The 17,011-nt window shown below is 73.0% G+C and carries 10 protein-coding genes and 1 tRNA gene; 8 read left to right on the forward strand and 3 right to left on the reverse strand.

What is annotated here, in order from left to right:
- Together C1A33_RS35585 and C1A33_RS06865 are read right to left on the reverse strand one after the other, a co-directional pair.
- The coding region (locus C1A33_RS35585; RefSeq protein ID WP_207770196.1) for a hypothetical protein at nucleotides 1-353 on the reverse strand (353 nt) is incomplete at its 3' end.
- Nucleotides 354-465: 112 nt separating this feature from the next.
- On the reverse strand, nucleotides 466-2,805 hold the full coding sequence (locus C1A33_RS06865) for a DEAD/DEAH box helicase (protein WP_243407271.1): 2,340 nt from the start codon (nucleotides 2,803-2,805) through the stop codon (nucleotides 466-468).
- A 361-nt stretch (nucleotides 2,806-3,166) separates the two neighbouring features.
- On the opposite strand from C1A33_RS06865, the gene C1A33_RS06870 reads away from it, so the two are divergent.
- The 7 genes from C1A33_RS06870 (at nucleotide 3,167) to C1A33_RS06900 (ending at nucleotide 15,560) form a co-directional block, all read left to right on the forward strand.
- Nucleotides 3,167-3,508: an STAS domain-containing protein gene (locus tag C1A33_RS06870; protein ID WP_101830686.1), complete on the forward strand. Its 342-nt coding sequence runs from the start codon at nucleotides 3,167-3,169 to the stop codon at nucleotides 3,506-3,508.
- Nucleotides 3,509-3,553: 45 nt separating this feature from the next.
- On the forward strand, nucleotides 3,554-4,105 hold the full coding sequence (locus C1A33_RS06875) for an ATP-binding protein (protein WP_101830687.1): 552 nt from the start codon (nucleotides 3,554-3,556) through the stop codon (nucleotides 4,103-4,105).
- A 571-nt stretch (nucleotides 4,106-4,676) separates the two neighbouring features.
- Complete coding sequence (locus C1A33_RS06880) at nucleotides 4,677-7,016, forward strand: sodium-translocating pyrophosphatase (protein ID WP_101830688.1); 2,340 nt, start codon at nucleotides 4,677-4,679, stop codon at nucleotides 7,014-7,016.
- A gap of 537 nt (nucleotides 7,017-7,553) precedes the next feature.
- Entirely contained in the window at nucleotides 7,554-10,706 is a 3,153-nt protein-coding gene (gene topA / locus C1A33_RS06885) for a type I DNA topoisomerase (RefSeq protein ID WP_101830689.1), read from the forward strand.
- On the forward strand, nucleotides 10,706-13,150 hold the full coding sequence (gene tmk, locus C1A33_RS06890; protein WP_423748046.1) for a dTMP kinase: 2,445 nt from the start codon (nucleotides 10,706-10,708) through the stop codon (nucleotides 13,148-13,150). Before topA ends, tmk begins: the two co-directional genes overlap by 1 nt.
- A 35-nt stretch (nucleotides 13,151-13,185) precedes the next feature.
- A complete protein-coding gene (locus C1A33_RS06895) occupies nucleotides 13,186-14,478 on the forward strand; it encodes a DNA polymerase III subunit delta' (protein ID WP_101830690.1) in 1,293 nt (430 codons plus the stop codon).
- Nucleotides 14,479-14,549: 71 nt separating this feature from the next.
- Nucleotides 14,550-15,560 carry a PSP1 domain-containing protein gene (locus C1A33_RS06900; RefSeq protein ID WP_101830691.1) on the forward strand — a complete coding sequence of 337 codons (1,011 nt, stop codon included), beginning with the start codon at nucleotides 14,550-14,552 and terminating at the stop codon, nucleotides 15,558-15,560.
- A gap of 16 nt (nucleotides 15,561-15,576) precedes the next feature.
- Here C1A33_RS06900 and C1A33_RS06905 read toward each other — a convergent pair whose 3' ends face one another.
- On the reverse strand, nucleotides 15,577-16,314 hold the full coding sequence (locus C1A33_RS06905) for a response regulator transcription factor (RefSeq protein WP_101830692.1): 738 nt from the start codon (nucleotides 16,312-16,314) through the stop codon (nucleotides 15,577-15,579).
- A gap of 330 nt (nucleotides 16,315-16,644) precedes the next feature.
- Between C1A33_RS06905 and C1A33_RS06910 the strand changes: the two genes are divergently transcribed.
- Nucleotides 16,645-16,716: transfer RNA gene (locus C1A33_RS06910), tRNA-Thr, on the forward strand.
- Nucleotides 16,717-17,011: the final 295 nt, after the last annotated feature.

A 17,011-nucleotide genomic window follows, 5' to 3' on the forward strand; every position in this document is an offset into this window, starting at 1 on the left:
GTGGGAGTCGAGGACCGGGTGGGAGCCGTCGGCACCGGGGCGGGAGCCGGTGCCGGGGCGGATGCGGGCGCAAGGGTCGAGGTCGGGGTCGCGCGGGTGAGAGCCGCGAGCTCCCGCTCCCGCTGGCGCTGCATCCGACGCCGGTGCCGGTCCCGGGCCATGCCGCTCAGGAGCAGCTGGACACCCGTGACGACGAGCACCCCGGTGGCGAGGCCGAGGACGAACAGGCCCCAGACGTTGAAGGAGAGTGTCTGACCCATGATCATCGCATCGGTATGGCCGCTGTTCTCCAGGACGAGGTCAGCGCTGAGGACTCCAGCCACCAGCAACAGAACAACACCGACGGTTACCACCGGAACCTCCACAGCCATCCAGGGGAGCGGGACCGACCGCGATCAGCCGGTGGGCTCGGCCTACCCGCCTATCGTCACGGCGGAACCGCCCAGACCCGGAGTGATCCGTCTTTCAGTCGAGCGCGGCCGTGACAGCGGCGAGCAATCGCCATGCCGCCGCCTTGTCCAGTGGCTCGTTCCCGTTACCGCATTTGGGCGACTGGACGCAGGACGGGCACCCCGCGGGGCATTCGCACGCGCGGATCGCGTCCCGGGTCGCGCCCAGCCAGGCCGCCGCACGCAGGAACCCACGCTCGGCGAACCCGGCCCCACCAGCGTGACCGTCGTAGACGAACACGCTCGTCCGCCCGGTGTCCGGATGCAGCTCGGTCGACACCCCGCCGATGTCCCAGCGGTCGCAGGTCGCGAACAGGGGCAGCAGTCCGATCGCCGCGTGCTCGGCGGCGTGGACCGCGCCGGGGACGTCCCCGGCTTCGATGGCCGCGTCGGCGAGCAGCTCGTCGGTCACCGTGTACCAGACGGCGCGGGTGCGCAGCTGTCGCGGCGGCAGGTCCAGCGGCTCCTGGCCGAGCATCTCCCCGGTGGCGACGAGGCGGCGCTGATAGCCGACGACCTGGCTGGTCACCTCGACCACGCCGAGATGAACCTCCAGGTCAGGCAGGGTGCGCGAGCGGGTCGACTCGACGATGCGGATGTCGGTGTGCTCCCGCGCGACCGTCGTCCATTCGGGCGCCTCCTCGTGCACGAAGGCCACCGACTCCGCGAGGTCGAGGTCGTCCACGACGAAGCTCGTGCCCTGGTGCAGGTAGACGGCGCCCGGATGTACGGCCGCATGGGCGGCACCGGCGTCCACGGTGCCCAGCAGGCGGCCGGTGGCCGTCTCGACGATGCGCACGGGCGGGCCGCCGGCCCCCCTGATATCGAGGTCGGGCCGCGCCCGCTGGGTCCAGTACCAGCCGGTGGTCCGCCGCCGCAGCCGGCCGCGGCGGACGAGGTCGTCGACGACCCGCGCGGCGGCCGGGCCGAACAGCTCGAGGTCCGGTTCGGTGAGCGGAAGCTCGGCGGCCGCGCACTCCAGCTGCGGGGCGAGCACGTAGGGGTTGTCGGGGTCGAAGACGCTTGCCTCCACCGGCCGACCGAACACCGCCTCGGGGTGATGCACCAGGTAGGTGTCGAGGGGGTCGTCCCTCGCGACCAGCACCGCGAGGGAACGGCTGCCGTCCCGGCCGGCCCGGCCGGCCTGCTGCCACAGCGACGCGAGGGTGCCTGGGAAGCCCGCGGTGATCGTGGCGTCCAGGCCGCTGATGTCCACGCCCAGCTCCAGGGCCGAGGTGGCGGCGACACCGAGCAGCTCCCCCGACCGCAGCCGGCGTTCCAGCTCCCGCCGCTCCTCCGGCAGGTAGCCGGCGCGGTAGGCGGCCACCCGGTCCGCGAGGTCGACGGCGACACGCCCGAGCTCGCGCCGGGCGTTGACCGCCACGACCTCGGCGGACCGGCGGGAGCGGACGAAGACCAGGGTGCGCACGCCGTCCGCGACGAGGTCGGCAAGCAGGTCCGCCGACTCCGCGGTCGCCGACCGACGCACCGGCGCGCCGTTCTCGCCGCCGCCATGTGGCTGGTCGGCCGGCCCCCCGCTTCCCGGCCCGGTCCAGAGCAGGGGCGGCTCGTAGAGCACGAAGTCCAGGGGACCGCGCGGCGCGCCGTCGCCGTCGACCACCTCGACGTCGACACCGGTGAGCCGGCCCGCCGACACGCCGGGATCGGCGACGGTCGCGGACGCCAGCACGAACACCGGAGCCGCGCCGTACCGCGCGCAGACCCGGCGCAGGCGACGGATGACCGCGGCCACGTGGGCACCGAAGACGCCGCGGTAACCATGGCACTCGTCGATGACCACGAACCGCAGACCCCGCAGGAACTGCGCCCACCTACGGTGCTGGGGCAGGACCCCACGGTGCAGCATGTCGGGGTTGGTGAGCACCAACCCGGCGTGCGCGCGGACCCAGTCCCGCTCGGCGGCCGGCGTGTCGCCGTCGTACGTCGCGGCCCGAACGGCGAGCCGCAGGGCCCGTACCGAACGCAGCTGGTCGTGGGCGAGCGCCTTGGTCGGGGACAGATAGAGCGCCCGCGCGGACGGTTCCGCGAGCAGCCGGGACAGCACCGGCATCAGGTATCCGAGCGACTTGCCCGAGGCGGTACCGGTCGCCAGCACGACGCTGCGGCCCGCGTGCGCCGCCTCGGCAGCGGAAGCCTGATGCGTCCACGGCGCCTCGATGCCCGCGGCCGTCCAGCGCCCGCGCAGGACCGGATCGATCCACTCCGGCCACGGCGCCCGCCGGCCAGGGCGCGCGGGAACCGGCTCGACATGCGTCATGCAGCCCGCGCGCCGGACGTCCCGACGAAGCCCGGCCAGGACCGCCGCCGCGCCGTCCACCTCCGCCGACGAACTCACGACCGTCGAGGATATGCGGGCGCCCGCCCCACTCGCACGGATGATTCCGGCGCGTTCGGTCCGACGTCACCGACCGGCACCCCCACGGCGCCGCCGCCGACAGCCGAACGATGCCGGGCCACGGGCCGCCACCCGACGGACAATCCGCGCGACGGCCGCGACCCGAGGCCGCCAAGCGACCCCCGCGAGCCAAGATCGGGGATAGATTTCCAGCAGACGTCGTCGACAGCGCCGCCACGATGCCGTGAACCCGCGATCTGTGTCGCGGGCCACCGGATTGATCCTCCCCGTGGGAGGGTAATGGCGCCGTGATGTCGGTCGCCCGAAGCGCGGGACGGCCGGAGGCACACAAGGAGGATCCGTGGACCTGTCCCTCACGACTCGCCAGGAAGGCAACCACACGGTCGTCGTGGTGGGCGGCGAGATCGACGTGTACACCGCGCCGAAGCTTCGCGAGCAGCTGATCGATCTCGTCTCCGGAGGGTCCTACCACCTCGTCGTCGACATGGAGGGGGTCGAGTTCCTCGACTCGACCGGCCTCGGCGTCCTCGTCGGTGGGCTCAAGCGGGTGCGCGCGCACGAGGGCTCGCTGCGGCTCGTCTGCACCCAGGAGCGCATTCTCAAGATCTTCCGGATCACCGGGCTCACGAAGGTCTTCCCGATCCACTCCTCCGTCGAGGAAGCGCTCGCGGCCCACGAGTGAGCGGCGATCCGGAAACCACGCCCCTCGGAAAGGCAGGGCTGCCGTATGCCCACCGTTGAGCTGCGGTTCGCCGCCCTGAACGGGCACGTCCGCACCGCACGTATGATCGCAACGGCGGTCAGCCGGCGAGCGGGCGTGCCCGCCGGCGCAGCCGACGAGATCAAACTCGCGGTCACGGAGGCATGCGCCCGCGCGGTGCGGGTGAACCGCCGGCACGCGCCGCAGTCCCCGGTGCTTGTCGCGCTCATCGACGCACCCGAATCGTTCACCATCACGGTCGCCGACCGCGGCCGGACGGGTGACGAGGTCGCGCCGGGGCCGGATGGCGGCCTGGTCACCGCGTCCGCGCTTCTCGATCTTGAGCCGGAGTCCGTCGTCGACCCCCCCTGGTGGTCGCAGCCCGCCGCGGGCGGACCGGACGCGCAGGACGACCCGGACGAGGACACCGCGGGCCTCCCGTCCGGCCTTGGCCTCGCCCTCATCGAGGGCCTCGTCGACGAGGTCGAGATCAGTCGCGGGCCCGACGGAGTGGGGACGGTCGTCGCCATGACCTGGCACACCGACCTCAGCGCGGTACCACCCAAGCCCGTCCGGTAGCGAGCGACCGGTCACGGCCGTCCGGGATGGCGACCGGGTCGGCCCAGTGAGGCCACCTCCGCACGGCCATTCCCGCACGGCCACTTTCCGCACGGCCACGTCCGCGCGGCCCCGGCGCCGCGAAGCGCCGCGGGCCGCCAGCGGTCGCGGGACGCCGGATGACGGGCTTAGCCGCCTGGCGTGAGCGGTCGGACTCGTCCGGGCTGCGTCCTTCAGGATCTGCCGTATTCGGCATTAAGGCAGCAATGCCATCTCTTATCGTGGCAAAAACACGCAGAATAGGCCGACCCGGGCAGCCGGCCCAGAAAAAGCAGCGCACGTCACACTGGTGTGGATAGACTCCGCCGCATCTCACGGACGGTTGAGTTCGAACCGTCGGAGACCCCTTGTGCCCCCCGAAAGAACCGTCGGATACGTCGAAAACGGGAGAAATCCGGCGGAACTGAACCCGGGCGTCGCCGGATGCGACGCCCGGCCGCCGACGTCTCCATGACCGTCGTTTCCACCGGTATGGCACCGACGGGCTATCCGAGCGAGGCGGTGGGCGCACAGAGCAGACCCGGGAGGAGCCATGTCCCCGATCCACGCCCTCCAGTCCGAGGGCACTGGAATCGACCTTAGTGGCGGATCCCTAGGCCTGGTCGCCGGTGTGGCGATCGTCGCAGCCCTCGCGCTGCTCGTTGCCGGCTACCTGGTACGGGAGGTATTGGCCGCCGATCCCGGTACCCCGCGGATGGTGGAGGTCGGGCGCGCCGTCCAGGAGGGCGCCGCGGCCTACCTGAGACGGCAGTTCCGGACGCTTGCCGGATTCGTCGTCGTGATTCCGTTCGTGCTGCTTCTCCTGCCGGCGGACGACACCGGCGCCAAGGTTGGCCGCTCCGCGTTCTTCGTGGTCGGAGCGATCTTCTCGGCACTCGTCGGGTTCGTCGGGATGTCGCTCGCCACCAGGGCGAACACCCGGACGGCCGCCGCGGCGATGACCCGCGGCGAACGGGCCGCCGTGCGGATCGCCTTCCGCACCGGCGGCGTCGTGGGAATGTTCACCGTCGGCCTGGGGCTGCTCGGCGCCGCGGTCGTCGTGCTCGTCTTCCGGGACACCGCTCCGCAGGTGCTGGAGGGGTTCGGGTTCGGCGCCGCGCTGTTGGCGATGTTCATGCGGGTCGGCGGCGGGATCTTCACGAAGGCGGCGGACGTCGGCGCGGATCTCGTCGGCAAGGTGGAGCAGGGAATTCCCGAGGACGACCCGCGCAACGCCGCGACGATCGCCGACAATGTCGGCGACAACGTGGGTGACTGCGCCGGCATGGCGGCGGACCTGTTCGAGTCCTACGCGGTGACCCTGGTCGCGGCGCTCATCCTCGGCGTCAGCGCGTTCGGTGAACGCGGCCTGGTCTTTCCGCTGCTGATTCCCGCCGTCGGGGTGATCACCGCGGTCATCGGCATCTTCGCGGTCTCGCCGCGGGCACGTGACCGGTCGGGGATGGCCGCCATCAACCGCGGGTTCTTCGTCTCCGCCGTGGTGTCCGCCGTCGGCGTCGTCATCGTCTGCCTGCTTTACCTCCCGACGAGTTTCGTCGACTTTCCCGGGATGGCCGGGAGCACCCAGTCCGGAAATCCCCGGGTCATCGCCATCAGTGCCGTGCTCATCGGCATCGTGCTCGCCGCGGCGATCCAGCTGCTGACCGGCTACTTCACCGAGACGAGCCGCCGGCCGGTGCGCGGCATCGCCGAGGCGTCCCTCACCGGACCGGCCACGAACATCCTCGCCGGCATCGGCGTCGGACTCGAGTCCGCGGTCTACTCCGCGCTGCTCATCGCGGCCGCCGTCTTCGGGGCGTACCTACTCGGTTCCGGCAGCGTCACCATCGCGCTGTTCGCGGTGGCGCTGGCCGGCACCGGCCTGCTCACCACGGTCGGCGTAATCGTCTCGATGGACACCTTCGGGCCGGTGAGCGACAACGCCCAGGGCATCGCCGAGATGTCCGGCGAACTGGACGAGGCCAGCGGCGAGATCCTCACGTCGCTGGACGCGGTCGGCAACACCACGAAGGCCATCACCAAGGGCATCGCGATCGCCACCGCCGTCCTCGCCGCCGCCGCCCTGTTCGGCTCGTTCACCGACACGGTGACCACCGCGCTCGGTGACGCTGGCGTACTCCCCGAGAACGGCCGCGGCACCGTCGGTGGCCTGAACATCGCCTATCCGGACGCACTGGTCGGCCTGATCATCGGCGCGGCCGTGGTGTTCCTGTTCTCGGGCCTGGCCATCAACGCGGTCGGGCGTGCCGCCGGCCGGGTCGTCCTGGAGGTCCGAAACCAGTTCCGCACCCGGCCCGGCATCATGGCGGGCACCGAGAAGCCGGACTACGGCGCGGTCGTCGACATCTGCACCCGTGACTCGCTCCGCGAGCTGATCACCCCGGGCACACTGGCCGTCCTCGCCCCGATCGCCGTCGGTTTCGGGCTGGGATACCCCCCGCTGGGGGCGTTTCTCGGCGGCGCCATCGCGGGTGGCGTCCTGATGGCGGTGTTTCTCGCGAACTCCGGCGGCGCCTGGGACAACGCGAAGAAGCTCGTCGAGGACGGCACCCACGGCGGCAAGGGATCGGAGGTCCACGCGGCCACCGTCATCGGCGACACGGTCGGCGACCCGTTCAAGGACACGGCCGGCCCGGCCATCAACCCGCTGCTCAAGGTCATGAACCTGGTCAGCCTGCTGATCGCGCCGACGGTGGTGAAGTACTCGGTCGGGACGGACCGCAACACCGCGCTGCGGGTGACCGTCGCGCTCGTCGCCGTCGCCGTCATCGCGGCCGTGATCGTCGTGTCCCGGCGGCGAGGCGCGTCCATCGCCGGTGACCCCCCTGTCGCACAGCCGACAGGCCAGGACGAAGAGAAGATCAGCGCCTGACGGCCCGCACCACCCCGCGGCCCCGGCTGTCCGGGCCGCGGGGCGGCGCCCGCCGGCGGCCGGTCACCTGACCTGCGCGGCAGGGGACGGCCCGGCGGAAGCGGCGGCCGCTCGCCCGCCCGGCGCTGGTCGGCGCGACGGGTGCGAACACCGCGACCATCCACTACCCACAGTGACATCGATGGGCCGGCGGTGGGCGGCCCGAGACCGCCGTGTTACACCGTCGTGCGGGCCCTCCCGGGCCGTCGAGGCGTGCGCCGGTGCGCCGCGGGTAGACGTTCGAGCACCAGCGCCATGCCCGGACGGCACGCTCCGCGGAGTCCGGCGGCGGCGTACGGTGCTGCGAGGCGTCGCTATCACTCCGGCGGCCGCTCACCGCTCGACCGGTACCCGCCGGACCCCCGTCCGAAGCCCATGTCACGACCAGCACCGCGCTCCGCCCGAGCAACATCCGCCATATCCGGGACCTACGCTCGCCAGGGGCGCCCTACGCTCCATCCGCCGGGCCCGCAGCCAGCAGCCGCACCGAGGAGAGAAGTGCCACCGCGCACGAAGACGACGACACGGACGACCGCGCGGTCATCCGCACGGGTCGCCGAGCCCGCCGAGCCCGCGGGCAACGGCGCCACGCCGAGCCCCGGCACGGCGGCCGCCGAGGCGTCCACGGACGGCCCGCAGGCCGCGGGCCGGGGTACCGGCGTCACCACGGCGCCCAGCGCCCGCACACCGGCCAGCCGCGGTTCGGGGCGCCGGGCGAGCACCGCCGACCGCGGCGCCGCCTCCGGTGACGCGGACCTGCCGGCCGCCGGGTCGGGCACCCGGCTGGTGATCGTGGAGTCGCCGGCGAAGGCGAAGACGATCGCCGGATACCTCGGCCCGGGCTGGCAGGTGGAGTCGAGCATCGGGCACATCCGGGATCTGCCGCGCAGCGCCGCCGATGTCCCGGCGGCACATCGGGGCAAGCCCTGGGCCCGCCTCGGCGTCGACGTCGACAATGACTTCGAGCCGCTCTACGTGGTCACGGCGGACAAGAAGCTCCAGGTCAGCAAGCTCAAGGCGCTGGTGAAGGACGCCAGCGAGCTCTACCTCGCGACAGACGAGGACCGCGAGGGCGAGGCGATCGCCTGGCATCTGCTGCAGACGCTGAAGCCGACCGTGCCGGTCAAGCGGATGGTCTTCCACGAGATCACTCCGCAGGCGATCCGCCGCGCCGTCGACAACCCGCGGGAGATCGACGAGAACCTGGTCAACGCCCAGGAGACCCGTCGCATCCTCGACCGTCTCTACGGCTACGAGGTCTCCCCCGTGCTGTGGAAGAAGGTCATGCCGAAGCTCTCGGCGGGCCGGGTGCAGAGCGTGGCGACCCGCGTGCTCGTCGAGCGTGAGCGGGCTCGGATGCGCTTCCGCTCCGCCGAGTACTGGAACATCGAGGGCCTGTTCGGGGCGACGGTCGCCCGCCAGGGCTGGGCCGCGGCCCCGGCCGGCGGGGACGGCGGCGCCCCCGCCGGTGCCGACGCCGAGGTCGAGCGCACACCCCTGCCGGCGACGCTGGTCGCCCTGGACGGCAGCCGGATCGCGACCGGCCGGGACTTCGCCGCCACCGGCGAGCTGACCACCGCGGGCGTCACCCGGCTCGACGAGCAGGGCGCGCACGCCCTCGCCGAGCGGCTGGCGGACGCGGCCTTCGCGGTGCGCTCCGTCGAGACCAAGCCCTACCGGCGTTCCCCCTACCCGCCGTTCATGACCTCGACGCTGCAGCAGGAGGCCGGGCGCAAGCTGCGGTACTCCAGCCAGCGCACCATGCAGATCGCGCAGCGGCTGTACGAGAACGGCTACATCACCTACATGCGCACGGACTCGACGAACCTGTCCGAGACGGCGCTCACGGCGGCCCGGGCCCAGGCCGAGACGCTCTACGGCCCCGAGTACGTGCCGCCGCGCCCGCGCACCTACGCCAAGAAGGTGAAGAACGCCCAGGAGGCGCACGAGGCGATCCGGCCCGCGGGCGACCACTTCCGCACCCCGGGCGAGGTGCGCGGCGAGCTGGACGGCGACTCCTACCGCCTCTACGAGCTCATCTGGCAGCGCACCGTCGCCAGCCAGATGTCCGACGCCCGCGGGACGAGCGCCACGATCCGCCTCGGCGCGACCAGCTCGGCCGGCGAGAACGCCGAGTTCTCCGCGTCCGGCAAGGTCATCACCTTCCCCGGCTTCCTGCGCGCCTATGTCGAGGGCGCCGACGACCCCGACGCCGAGCTGGAGGACCGCGAGCGGCGCCTGCCGGACGTCCGCGAGGGCGACCCGCTGACCACCCGCTCGCTCACGCCCCGCGGGCACGCCACCAGCCCGCCGGCCCGCTTCACCGAGGCGAGCCTGGTCAAGACGCTCGAGGAACTCGGGATCGGCCGGCCGTCCACCTACGCGTCGATCATCGGCACGATCCAGGACCGCGGCTACGTCTGGAAGAAGGGCTCGGCGCTGGTCCCGAGCTTCGTCGCGTTCGCCGTGGTCGGGTTGCTGGAGGACCACTTCTCCCGGCTGGTCGACTACCGGTTCACCGCCACGATGGAGGATGATCTCGACGACATCGCCTCCGGCGAGGCGGCCTCGACCGACTGGCTGACCCGCTTCTACTTCGGCACCGGCGACGGCACCGCCACCGCCACCGAGGCGGGCCTGAAGCATCTGGTCAGCGAGCGCCTCGGCGAGATCGACGCCCGCGAGGTCAACTCGATCCCGCTCGGCGAGGCCGACGACGGCACGTCCGTGGTGGTCCGGGTCGGCCGGTACGGGCCATACGTCCAGCGCGGGGACGGCCGAGCCAGCGTGCCCGACGACCTGGCGCCCGACGAGCTCACCGTCGCCCGCGCGCTGGAGCTGCTGGCCGCGCCGAGCGGCGACCGCGTCCTCGGCGTCGATCCGGCCGGCGGCGCGACCATCACGGCGAAGGCCGGCCGGTTCGGCCCCTACGTCACCACCGACACCGATCCGCCGCGCACGTCCAGCCTGCTGCGCACGATGTCGCTGGAGACGCTGACGCTCGACGACGCGATCCGCCTCCTCTCGCTGCCGCGCAACCTCGGCGCCGCCGAGGACGGCGAGGAGGTGACCGCGCAGAACGGCCGCTACGGCCCGTACGTGAAGAAGGGCGCCGAGAGCCGGTCGCTGGAGTCCGAGGAGCAGTTGTTCACCGTGACGCTCCCCGAGGCGCTGGCGCTGCTCGCGCAGCCGAAGGCCCGGGGACGGCGGGCAGCCGCCCAGACGCCGCCACTGCGCGAGCTCGGCAACGATCCGGTGAGCGGCAAGCAGATGGTCATCCGCGAGGGCCGCTTCGGCCCGTACGTGACCGACGGGGAGACCAACGCGAGCCTGCGCAAGGGCGACGCCGTGGAGACGATCACCGATGGGCGGTCGGCGGAGCTGCTCGCCGACCGCCGTGCCCGCGGCCCGGCGACCAAGCGCGCCCCCCGCACGACCGCCAAGGCACCCGCCAAGAGCAAATCCACCTCGGCGAAGAGCGGCACGGCGAAATCCAGGACCGCCAAGAGCGGCACAGCCAAGAGCGGCACAGCGAAGTCCGGATCCGTGAAGGCGGCGACGGCCAGGAAGACCGCCACGACCGATGCCGCGGACAGCGGCGCGGACGGCGGCGCGGGCGCGAGTTCCGGTGACGCCCGCCGGGCGAGCTGATGGTCCGGCCGATCGGTCGGTCCCACGGGCCGACCGACGCGGCGCCGGCGGACGCCGGGTCCACACGGGCTGATCTGGCACAGGCCGAGCCGGTGCGGGCAGACCTCGCGCCGCCGGACGCCACGCCGGTCGAGACGACGGTGGAGCACTCGGCACCGGCCACCGGGATACCCGGCGCGGATCGCCCCACCGCGGATCAGCCCGCCGCGGATCAGCCCGCCGCGCCGCCGTCACACCCGGCATCGGGGGATGACGCCGACCCCCGGGCCGGCGGTTCACCCGGTACCGCGCGGCGCGGGACCTGCCGGCCACGGATGCGCCGCGCGTCGAGCCGACATCCGGTGACGACGGTCCCGTCCCCGCCACCGCGCGCGGACGCCACCGACGGCGGCGACAGCGACATCGTCGCCGTGCTGCGCATCCCGGAGTTCCGGCGGATGTGGATCCAGCTGAGCCTGTCCAGCCTCGGTGACTGGATGGGCCTGCTGGCGACGACCGCCCTCGTCACGCAGCTGCAGGAGAGCTTCTCCGGGCAGGCGTACGCCATCGGCTCACTGCTCATCGTCCGGCTGATGCCGGCGCTGATCCTCGGGCCGCTGGCCGGCGCGCTCGCCGACCGCCTCGACCGCCGGCTGACCATGGTCGTCACCGATGTGATCCGGTTCGGGCTGTTCGTCTCCATCCCGATCATCGGCACGCTCGAATGGCTGCTCATCGCGTCGTTCCTGGTGGAGGCGGTGACTCTGGTCTGGGCACCGGCGAAGGACGCGAGCGTCCCGCATCTGGTGCCGCGTGAACGGCTCGCCGCGGCGAACACGCTCAGCCTGATCATGACCTACGGCACCGCGCCTCTCGCCGCCGCGATCTTCACGCTGCTGGCGACGATCTCGCGTGCGCTGGGCCCCAGCGTTTCCTTCTTCCGGGACTCCTCGGTCGACCTCGCCCTCTACTTCAACGCCGCCACCTTCCTCGGCTCGGCGATCGTCATCTGGGGCCTGCGGGGCATCGGGCGGGCGGCCCGGCCGGAGTCGGGGCCGGAACCCGGCTTCCTCGCCTCCATCACCGAGGGTTGGCGCTACGTCGGCCAGGACCGGCTGGTCCGCGGCCTGGTCGTCGGCATCCTCGGCGGGTTCGCCGGTGCCGGGTGCGTGATCGCGCTGGGCCGGCTGTACGTCGAGATCCTCGGCGGCGGCGACTCGGCCTACGGCGTGTTGTTCGGCGCGGTGTTCATCGGTCTCGCCGCGGGCATGGCCGCCGGGCCGAAGCTGCTCGGCGACTACAGCCGGACGCGCCTGTTCGGCGTCTGCGTCACCGCCGCGGGCGTCACCCTGGTCGTCGTCGCCGTCATCCCGAACCTGGTGATCGCCTGCATCCTGGTCGTCGCGGTGGGGGCGTTCGCCGGGGTCGCCTGGGTGACCGGGTACACGCTGCTGCAGGCCGAGGTATCCGACGAGCTGCGCGGGCGGACCTTCGCGCTGGTGCAGTCCCTGGTCCGCATCGACCTGCTGGTCGTGCTCGCCGCGGCACCCGGGCTGGTCGGCCTCATCGGCTCGCACGGCGTCCACCTCTGGGGTGACATCACCGTGCGCGCGGACGGTGTCACGGTGGTGCTGCTCTGTGGCGGTCTGCTTGCGGTGGCCGTCGGCCTGTTCGCCTACCGCCAGATGGACGAGCGCGCCGGTGTCGCGGTCTGGCCGGAGCTGTGGAACGCGCTGCGCGGCCGCCGGCCGGCGTCGTCCAGGCTCCCCCGCCACGGCGGGTTCCTGATCGCGGTCGAGGGCATCGAGGGCTCCGGCCGCACGACCCAGGTGGAGCTGCTGCGCGGCTGGCTCGCCGAGCAGGGGCGAGAGATCGTCGTGACCTCCGGATCCGGCGGTACCGAGACCGGCGCCGGGCTGCGGGCATTGTTGTTCGACCCCGCCACCCGGCTGCACACCCGCACCGAGGCGCTGCTGGACGCCGCCGACCGCGCCGAGCACGTCGCCCGGGTCATCGAGCCGGCGCTGGCGCGGGGCGCGATCGTCGTCTCCGACCAGTACATCGACGCGGCGGCGGCCTACCAGAGCGCACACGGGACGCCGGTCTCGGACGAGCTCGGCCGGCTCACCCAGTGGGCGGTCCAAGCGCTCACCCCGGATCTGACCGTCCTGCTCGACCTGCCACCGGAGGTGGGACTGCGCCGCGCCGGCGCCCTCGCCCCCGCCCCGCAGGCCCACGATCCCGCCGAAGTGCTCGACGCCGAAGTGCTCGACGCCGAGATGCTCGACGCCGAGATGCTCGACTATCACCACCGGGTCCGTGACGCGCTGCGACGCCAGGCGCGGCGGGACGCCTCCCACTACCTCGTCGTCGACGCGACCCAGGACCGCGACGAGATCCACGCGACGATCCGAGCCCGGCTCGCGTCCCGGCTGACCCGGCACGTCATCCCGACGGCCGTCTGATCCCCGCCACCCGGTACGGGGTGGATGATGGGGCCGTGACCGTCTGGGATTCGCTCGTCGGGCAGGACGCGGTGGTCGCGACCCTGCGCACCGCCGCGGCGTCCGCGGCCCGGGGCTCGGCGGCGTCCGCGGGCACGGCAGGACGCTCGGCAGGCGAGGGCGCATCGCCGCCCGGCCTCGGCGAGTCCGCCGCCAGCCGGTCGGGGATGACCCATTCGTGGTTGTTCACCGGGCCTTCGGGCTCCGGGCGGCAGGAGGCCGCGCGGGCGTTTGCCGCCAGCCTGAACTGCGAGCGCGACACCCCCGGCTGCGGTGAGTGCGCCGGTTGCCACACCGTGCTCACCGACACCGCTGCGGACCTGCGCACGATCACCCCGGAGGGCCTCTCCCTGGGGGTGAAGGACGTACGTGCCCTCGTTCGCGACGCCGCCAGCGCCCCCACCGCCGGCCGATGGCGGATCCTGCTGCTCACCGACGCCGACCGGCTCACCGAAGCCGCCGCCAACGCGCTGCTCAAGGCGCTGGAGGAGCCGGCGGAGCGGGCCGTGTTCCTGCTGTGCGCCCCCGCGGTCTCCGACGTGTTGCCGACCATCCGGTCTCGGTGCCGGACGGTGGCCCTGCGCCTGCCCACCGCCGCCGACGTGCTCGACATGCTGTTGCGGGAGGGCGTCGACGAGCGCACCGCGCAGACCGCCGCACGCGCCTCGCAGGGCCATCTCGCGCTGGCCCGCCGGCTCGCCACCGACGAGGCCGCCCGCGCCCACCGTGCGGCGGTGCTGCGCATTCCGTCCCGGATCGGCCGGGTCGGCGACTGCCTGGCGGCCGCCGCGGAGCTCGTCAACGCGGCGAACGCCGACGCCGAGGCCGCGGGCGCCGAGCGGGACGAGGCCGAGACGGAGGCCCTGAAGACGGCGCTGGGCGTCGGCGCGACCGCCTCGGGCGGGAAGTCGCGCTCCGCCCGCGCGCCGAAGGCGGGTGCCAAGGCGCGCACGATGGTGGTGCGCGGCGCCGCGGGCGCGCTGAAGGAGCTGGAGCGCACCCAGAAGAGCCGAGGCCGGCGCACGATCCTCGACTCCCTGGATCGGGCCTTGGTGGACCTCGCCGGGCTGTACCGCGACGTGCTGGCCGAACAGCTGGGCGCCCCGGTCGACGCGATCCATCCCGATCAGGCCGCCGAGGCCTCGCGCCTCGCGGCGGCCTCCACCCCCGATCGGGCGCTGCGATGCCTGGAGGCCGTGCTGGTGACCCGGACGGCCCTGGCGGACAACCCCGGGCTCGTTCCTCTGCTCGCCGTCGAATCGCTGATCCTCACGCTGCGCGAGATCTGACCGGGCCGTGGGCGGGACCCGACCGCCCGAAAGGAGGGTTCAGGCCCGAAGCGGCCGGGCATATCCGACCCGTGCCGATGATGTGCGCGGTGGTGTTCTCCCCCCGCGGCAGGCTGTACTACGCCGACCCGGGGCCCCTCACGCCACGGGTCGGCGACCACGTCCTCATGCCGACCGACGACGGCCCCGAGGTCGCCACCTGCATGTGGGCGCCACAGTGGGTGTCCGACGACGTCGGTGGGCTTCCGGTGCTGGTGGGGATGGCCCTCGAGGAGGACCTGCGGCGCTCGGAGCTGTCCCGGCGCCGGCGGGCCCGGGCCCGGGTGGCCGCCCGTCGCCTGGCCCGGGAGCACGACCTGCCCATGAAGATCGTCGGAGTGGATCACACCCCGGAATCCGGCGGGTACACCGTCTTCTTCACCGCGGAGGGCCGGGTCGACTTCCGCGGGCTCGTCCGGGACCTCAACCGGACGCTGGCCGCCCGGGTACGGCTGCGCCAGCTGTCCGCCCGCGACGGCGCCCGGGCCCAGGGCGGCATCGGCTCGTGCGGGCGGGACCTGTGCTGCGCGACGTTCCTCACCGACTTCGAGCCGGTGAGCCTGCGAATGGCGCGGGACCAGCACCTCGCCCTCAACCCGATGCGCATCAGCGGGGCGTGCGGGCGGCTGATGTGCTGCCTGCGCTACGAGCATCCGCTGTACGAGGAGTTCGCCCAGGCGGTGCCGGCGGTCGGCGAGCGGGCCTGCACGCCGCACGGCGAGGGCCGGGTCGTGCGCCACGACGTGCCGCGCCAGGAGGTCGTCGTCGCCCTCGACGAGGGCGGTCGGACGTCCTGCGAGCGAGCCTCGGTCTGCGGCGCCCGGGCTGCGCACGACGCCGCCTACCCGCGGGTATCCGCCCCGCGGCCGTCGACCCCGAGTACGCCGACCCCGAGTACGCCGACCCCGAGCCCGCCGACCCCGAGCCCGCCGACCCCGAGTACGTCGACCCCGAGCCCGCTGGACACGACGCGCGCGGACGCACCCGCGGCGCCCGGCCCCGGCGCCTCCCGACAGCGCACCCGTCAGTGGCGCCGTTCCTGACCGGAACGCGGGGCGATCACGGGTCGAAGCGGTAGCCCATCCCGCGCAGGGTGGTGACCAGCCGGCGCTGAGGCGGGCGACCCTCCACCTTCGTGCGCACCCGTCGCACATGCTCGGTGACGGTCGCCGGGTCCTGGAAGCGCGTTCCCCAGACCTGCTCGAGCAGCTCCTCACGGCTGAACACCCGCCGCGGGTGGCGGGCCAGGAAGGCCAGCAGCTCGTACTCGCGCGCTGTGAGGTCGATGCGCTCGCCAGCGACGGCGACCTCGCGGGCCCGCAGGTCGATCGACACGTCCCCGTAGACGAGCGGGTCGTTGCCATCCCCGTTGCGCTGGGGCGGCGGCTCGGCCGGGCGGCGGCGCAGCCGGGCCCGCACCCGGGCGACCAGCTCGCGCAGCGAGTACGGCTTCACGACGTAGTCGTCGGCACCCAGCTCGAGGCCGACCACCCGGTCGACCTCCTCGGCGCGCCCGGTGAGCATGATCACCGGAACCTCGCTGGTCTGGCGCAGGCGGCTGAGCACCGCGAAGCCGTCCATCCGCGGCATCGCGACGTCCAGCACCACCAGATCGATCTCCGTTGTCTGGAACAGCCGCAGGGCGGCTTCGCCGTCCGCGGCCTCCAGCACGCGATAGCCGAATCTTTCCAGGCTGCGCGCAAGTGCCACGCGCGACGCCTCATCATCCTCGGCGACGAGGAGCGAGGCTCCTCGCGTCGTCGCTGCGGCAGGTGCAGCGTCTCCGGCCCCGGTCATGGAGCGAAACCCTACGCATCCTCTCCGGAACCACTGCGAGCGGGGTAGCGATTTGCGCCGTTCGACGCCCCACGCCCCAGAAAATGTGACAATAAACGGATTGGATACAAACCGATCGTCACGTCATCGGCCCACAGGGCGCGGGGCCATGACGGTCCGCTGGGATCACATCCCACGATCGTTCGCGCCGCCGCGTCCGCGCGCCGCACCATCGGGCGATGGGCGCCAACGGCCGAGTCGCGGCCGTCGGCGAACGGCGCGCACCACCGGCGACAGCCGCCCCGCGCCGTCTGGCATACTCGGTTCCGGCCGGTGCGATCCTGGCCGATCGCCGGAGTAGCTCAGTGGCAGAGCAATCGCCTCGTAAGCGATAGGTCGCGGGTTCAATCCCCGCCTCCGGCTCACACCCCGTCTGACCGGGGCTCTCGCGGGCCAGACCTCGATGGCTCCCGCAGCACACCGGTCGCACGCCGACGTCGCCTCGCTGTCCCACACGCACGACCGCTGTCCAGGCCGTGCCTCGGGTTGCGATCTTTGCGTCGGGCTACCGCGTCAGCGGTCCGAGGCCGTTCGGCGGCGGCGGTCCGCGGCGGCGGCCGGTGACAGCGTTCTGACATCATCACGGCGTTCCCTGCCAGAAACCTAGGGACAAACCGGACACGACACACCAGGAAACTGGCATCACGCCGCCTTCCCC

Origin of the sequence: Frankia canadensis, assembly GCF_900197875.1 — a bacterium.
Taxonomy (GTDB): Bacteria; Actinomycetota; Actinomycetes; order Frankiales; family Frankiaceae; genus Frankia; species Frankia canadensis.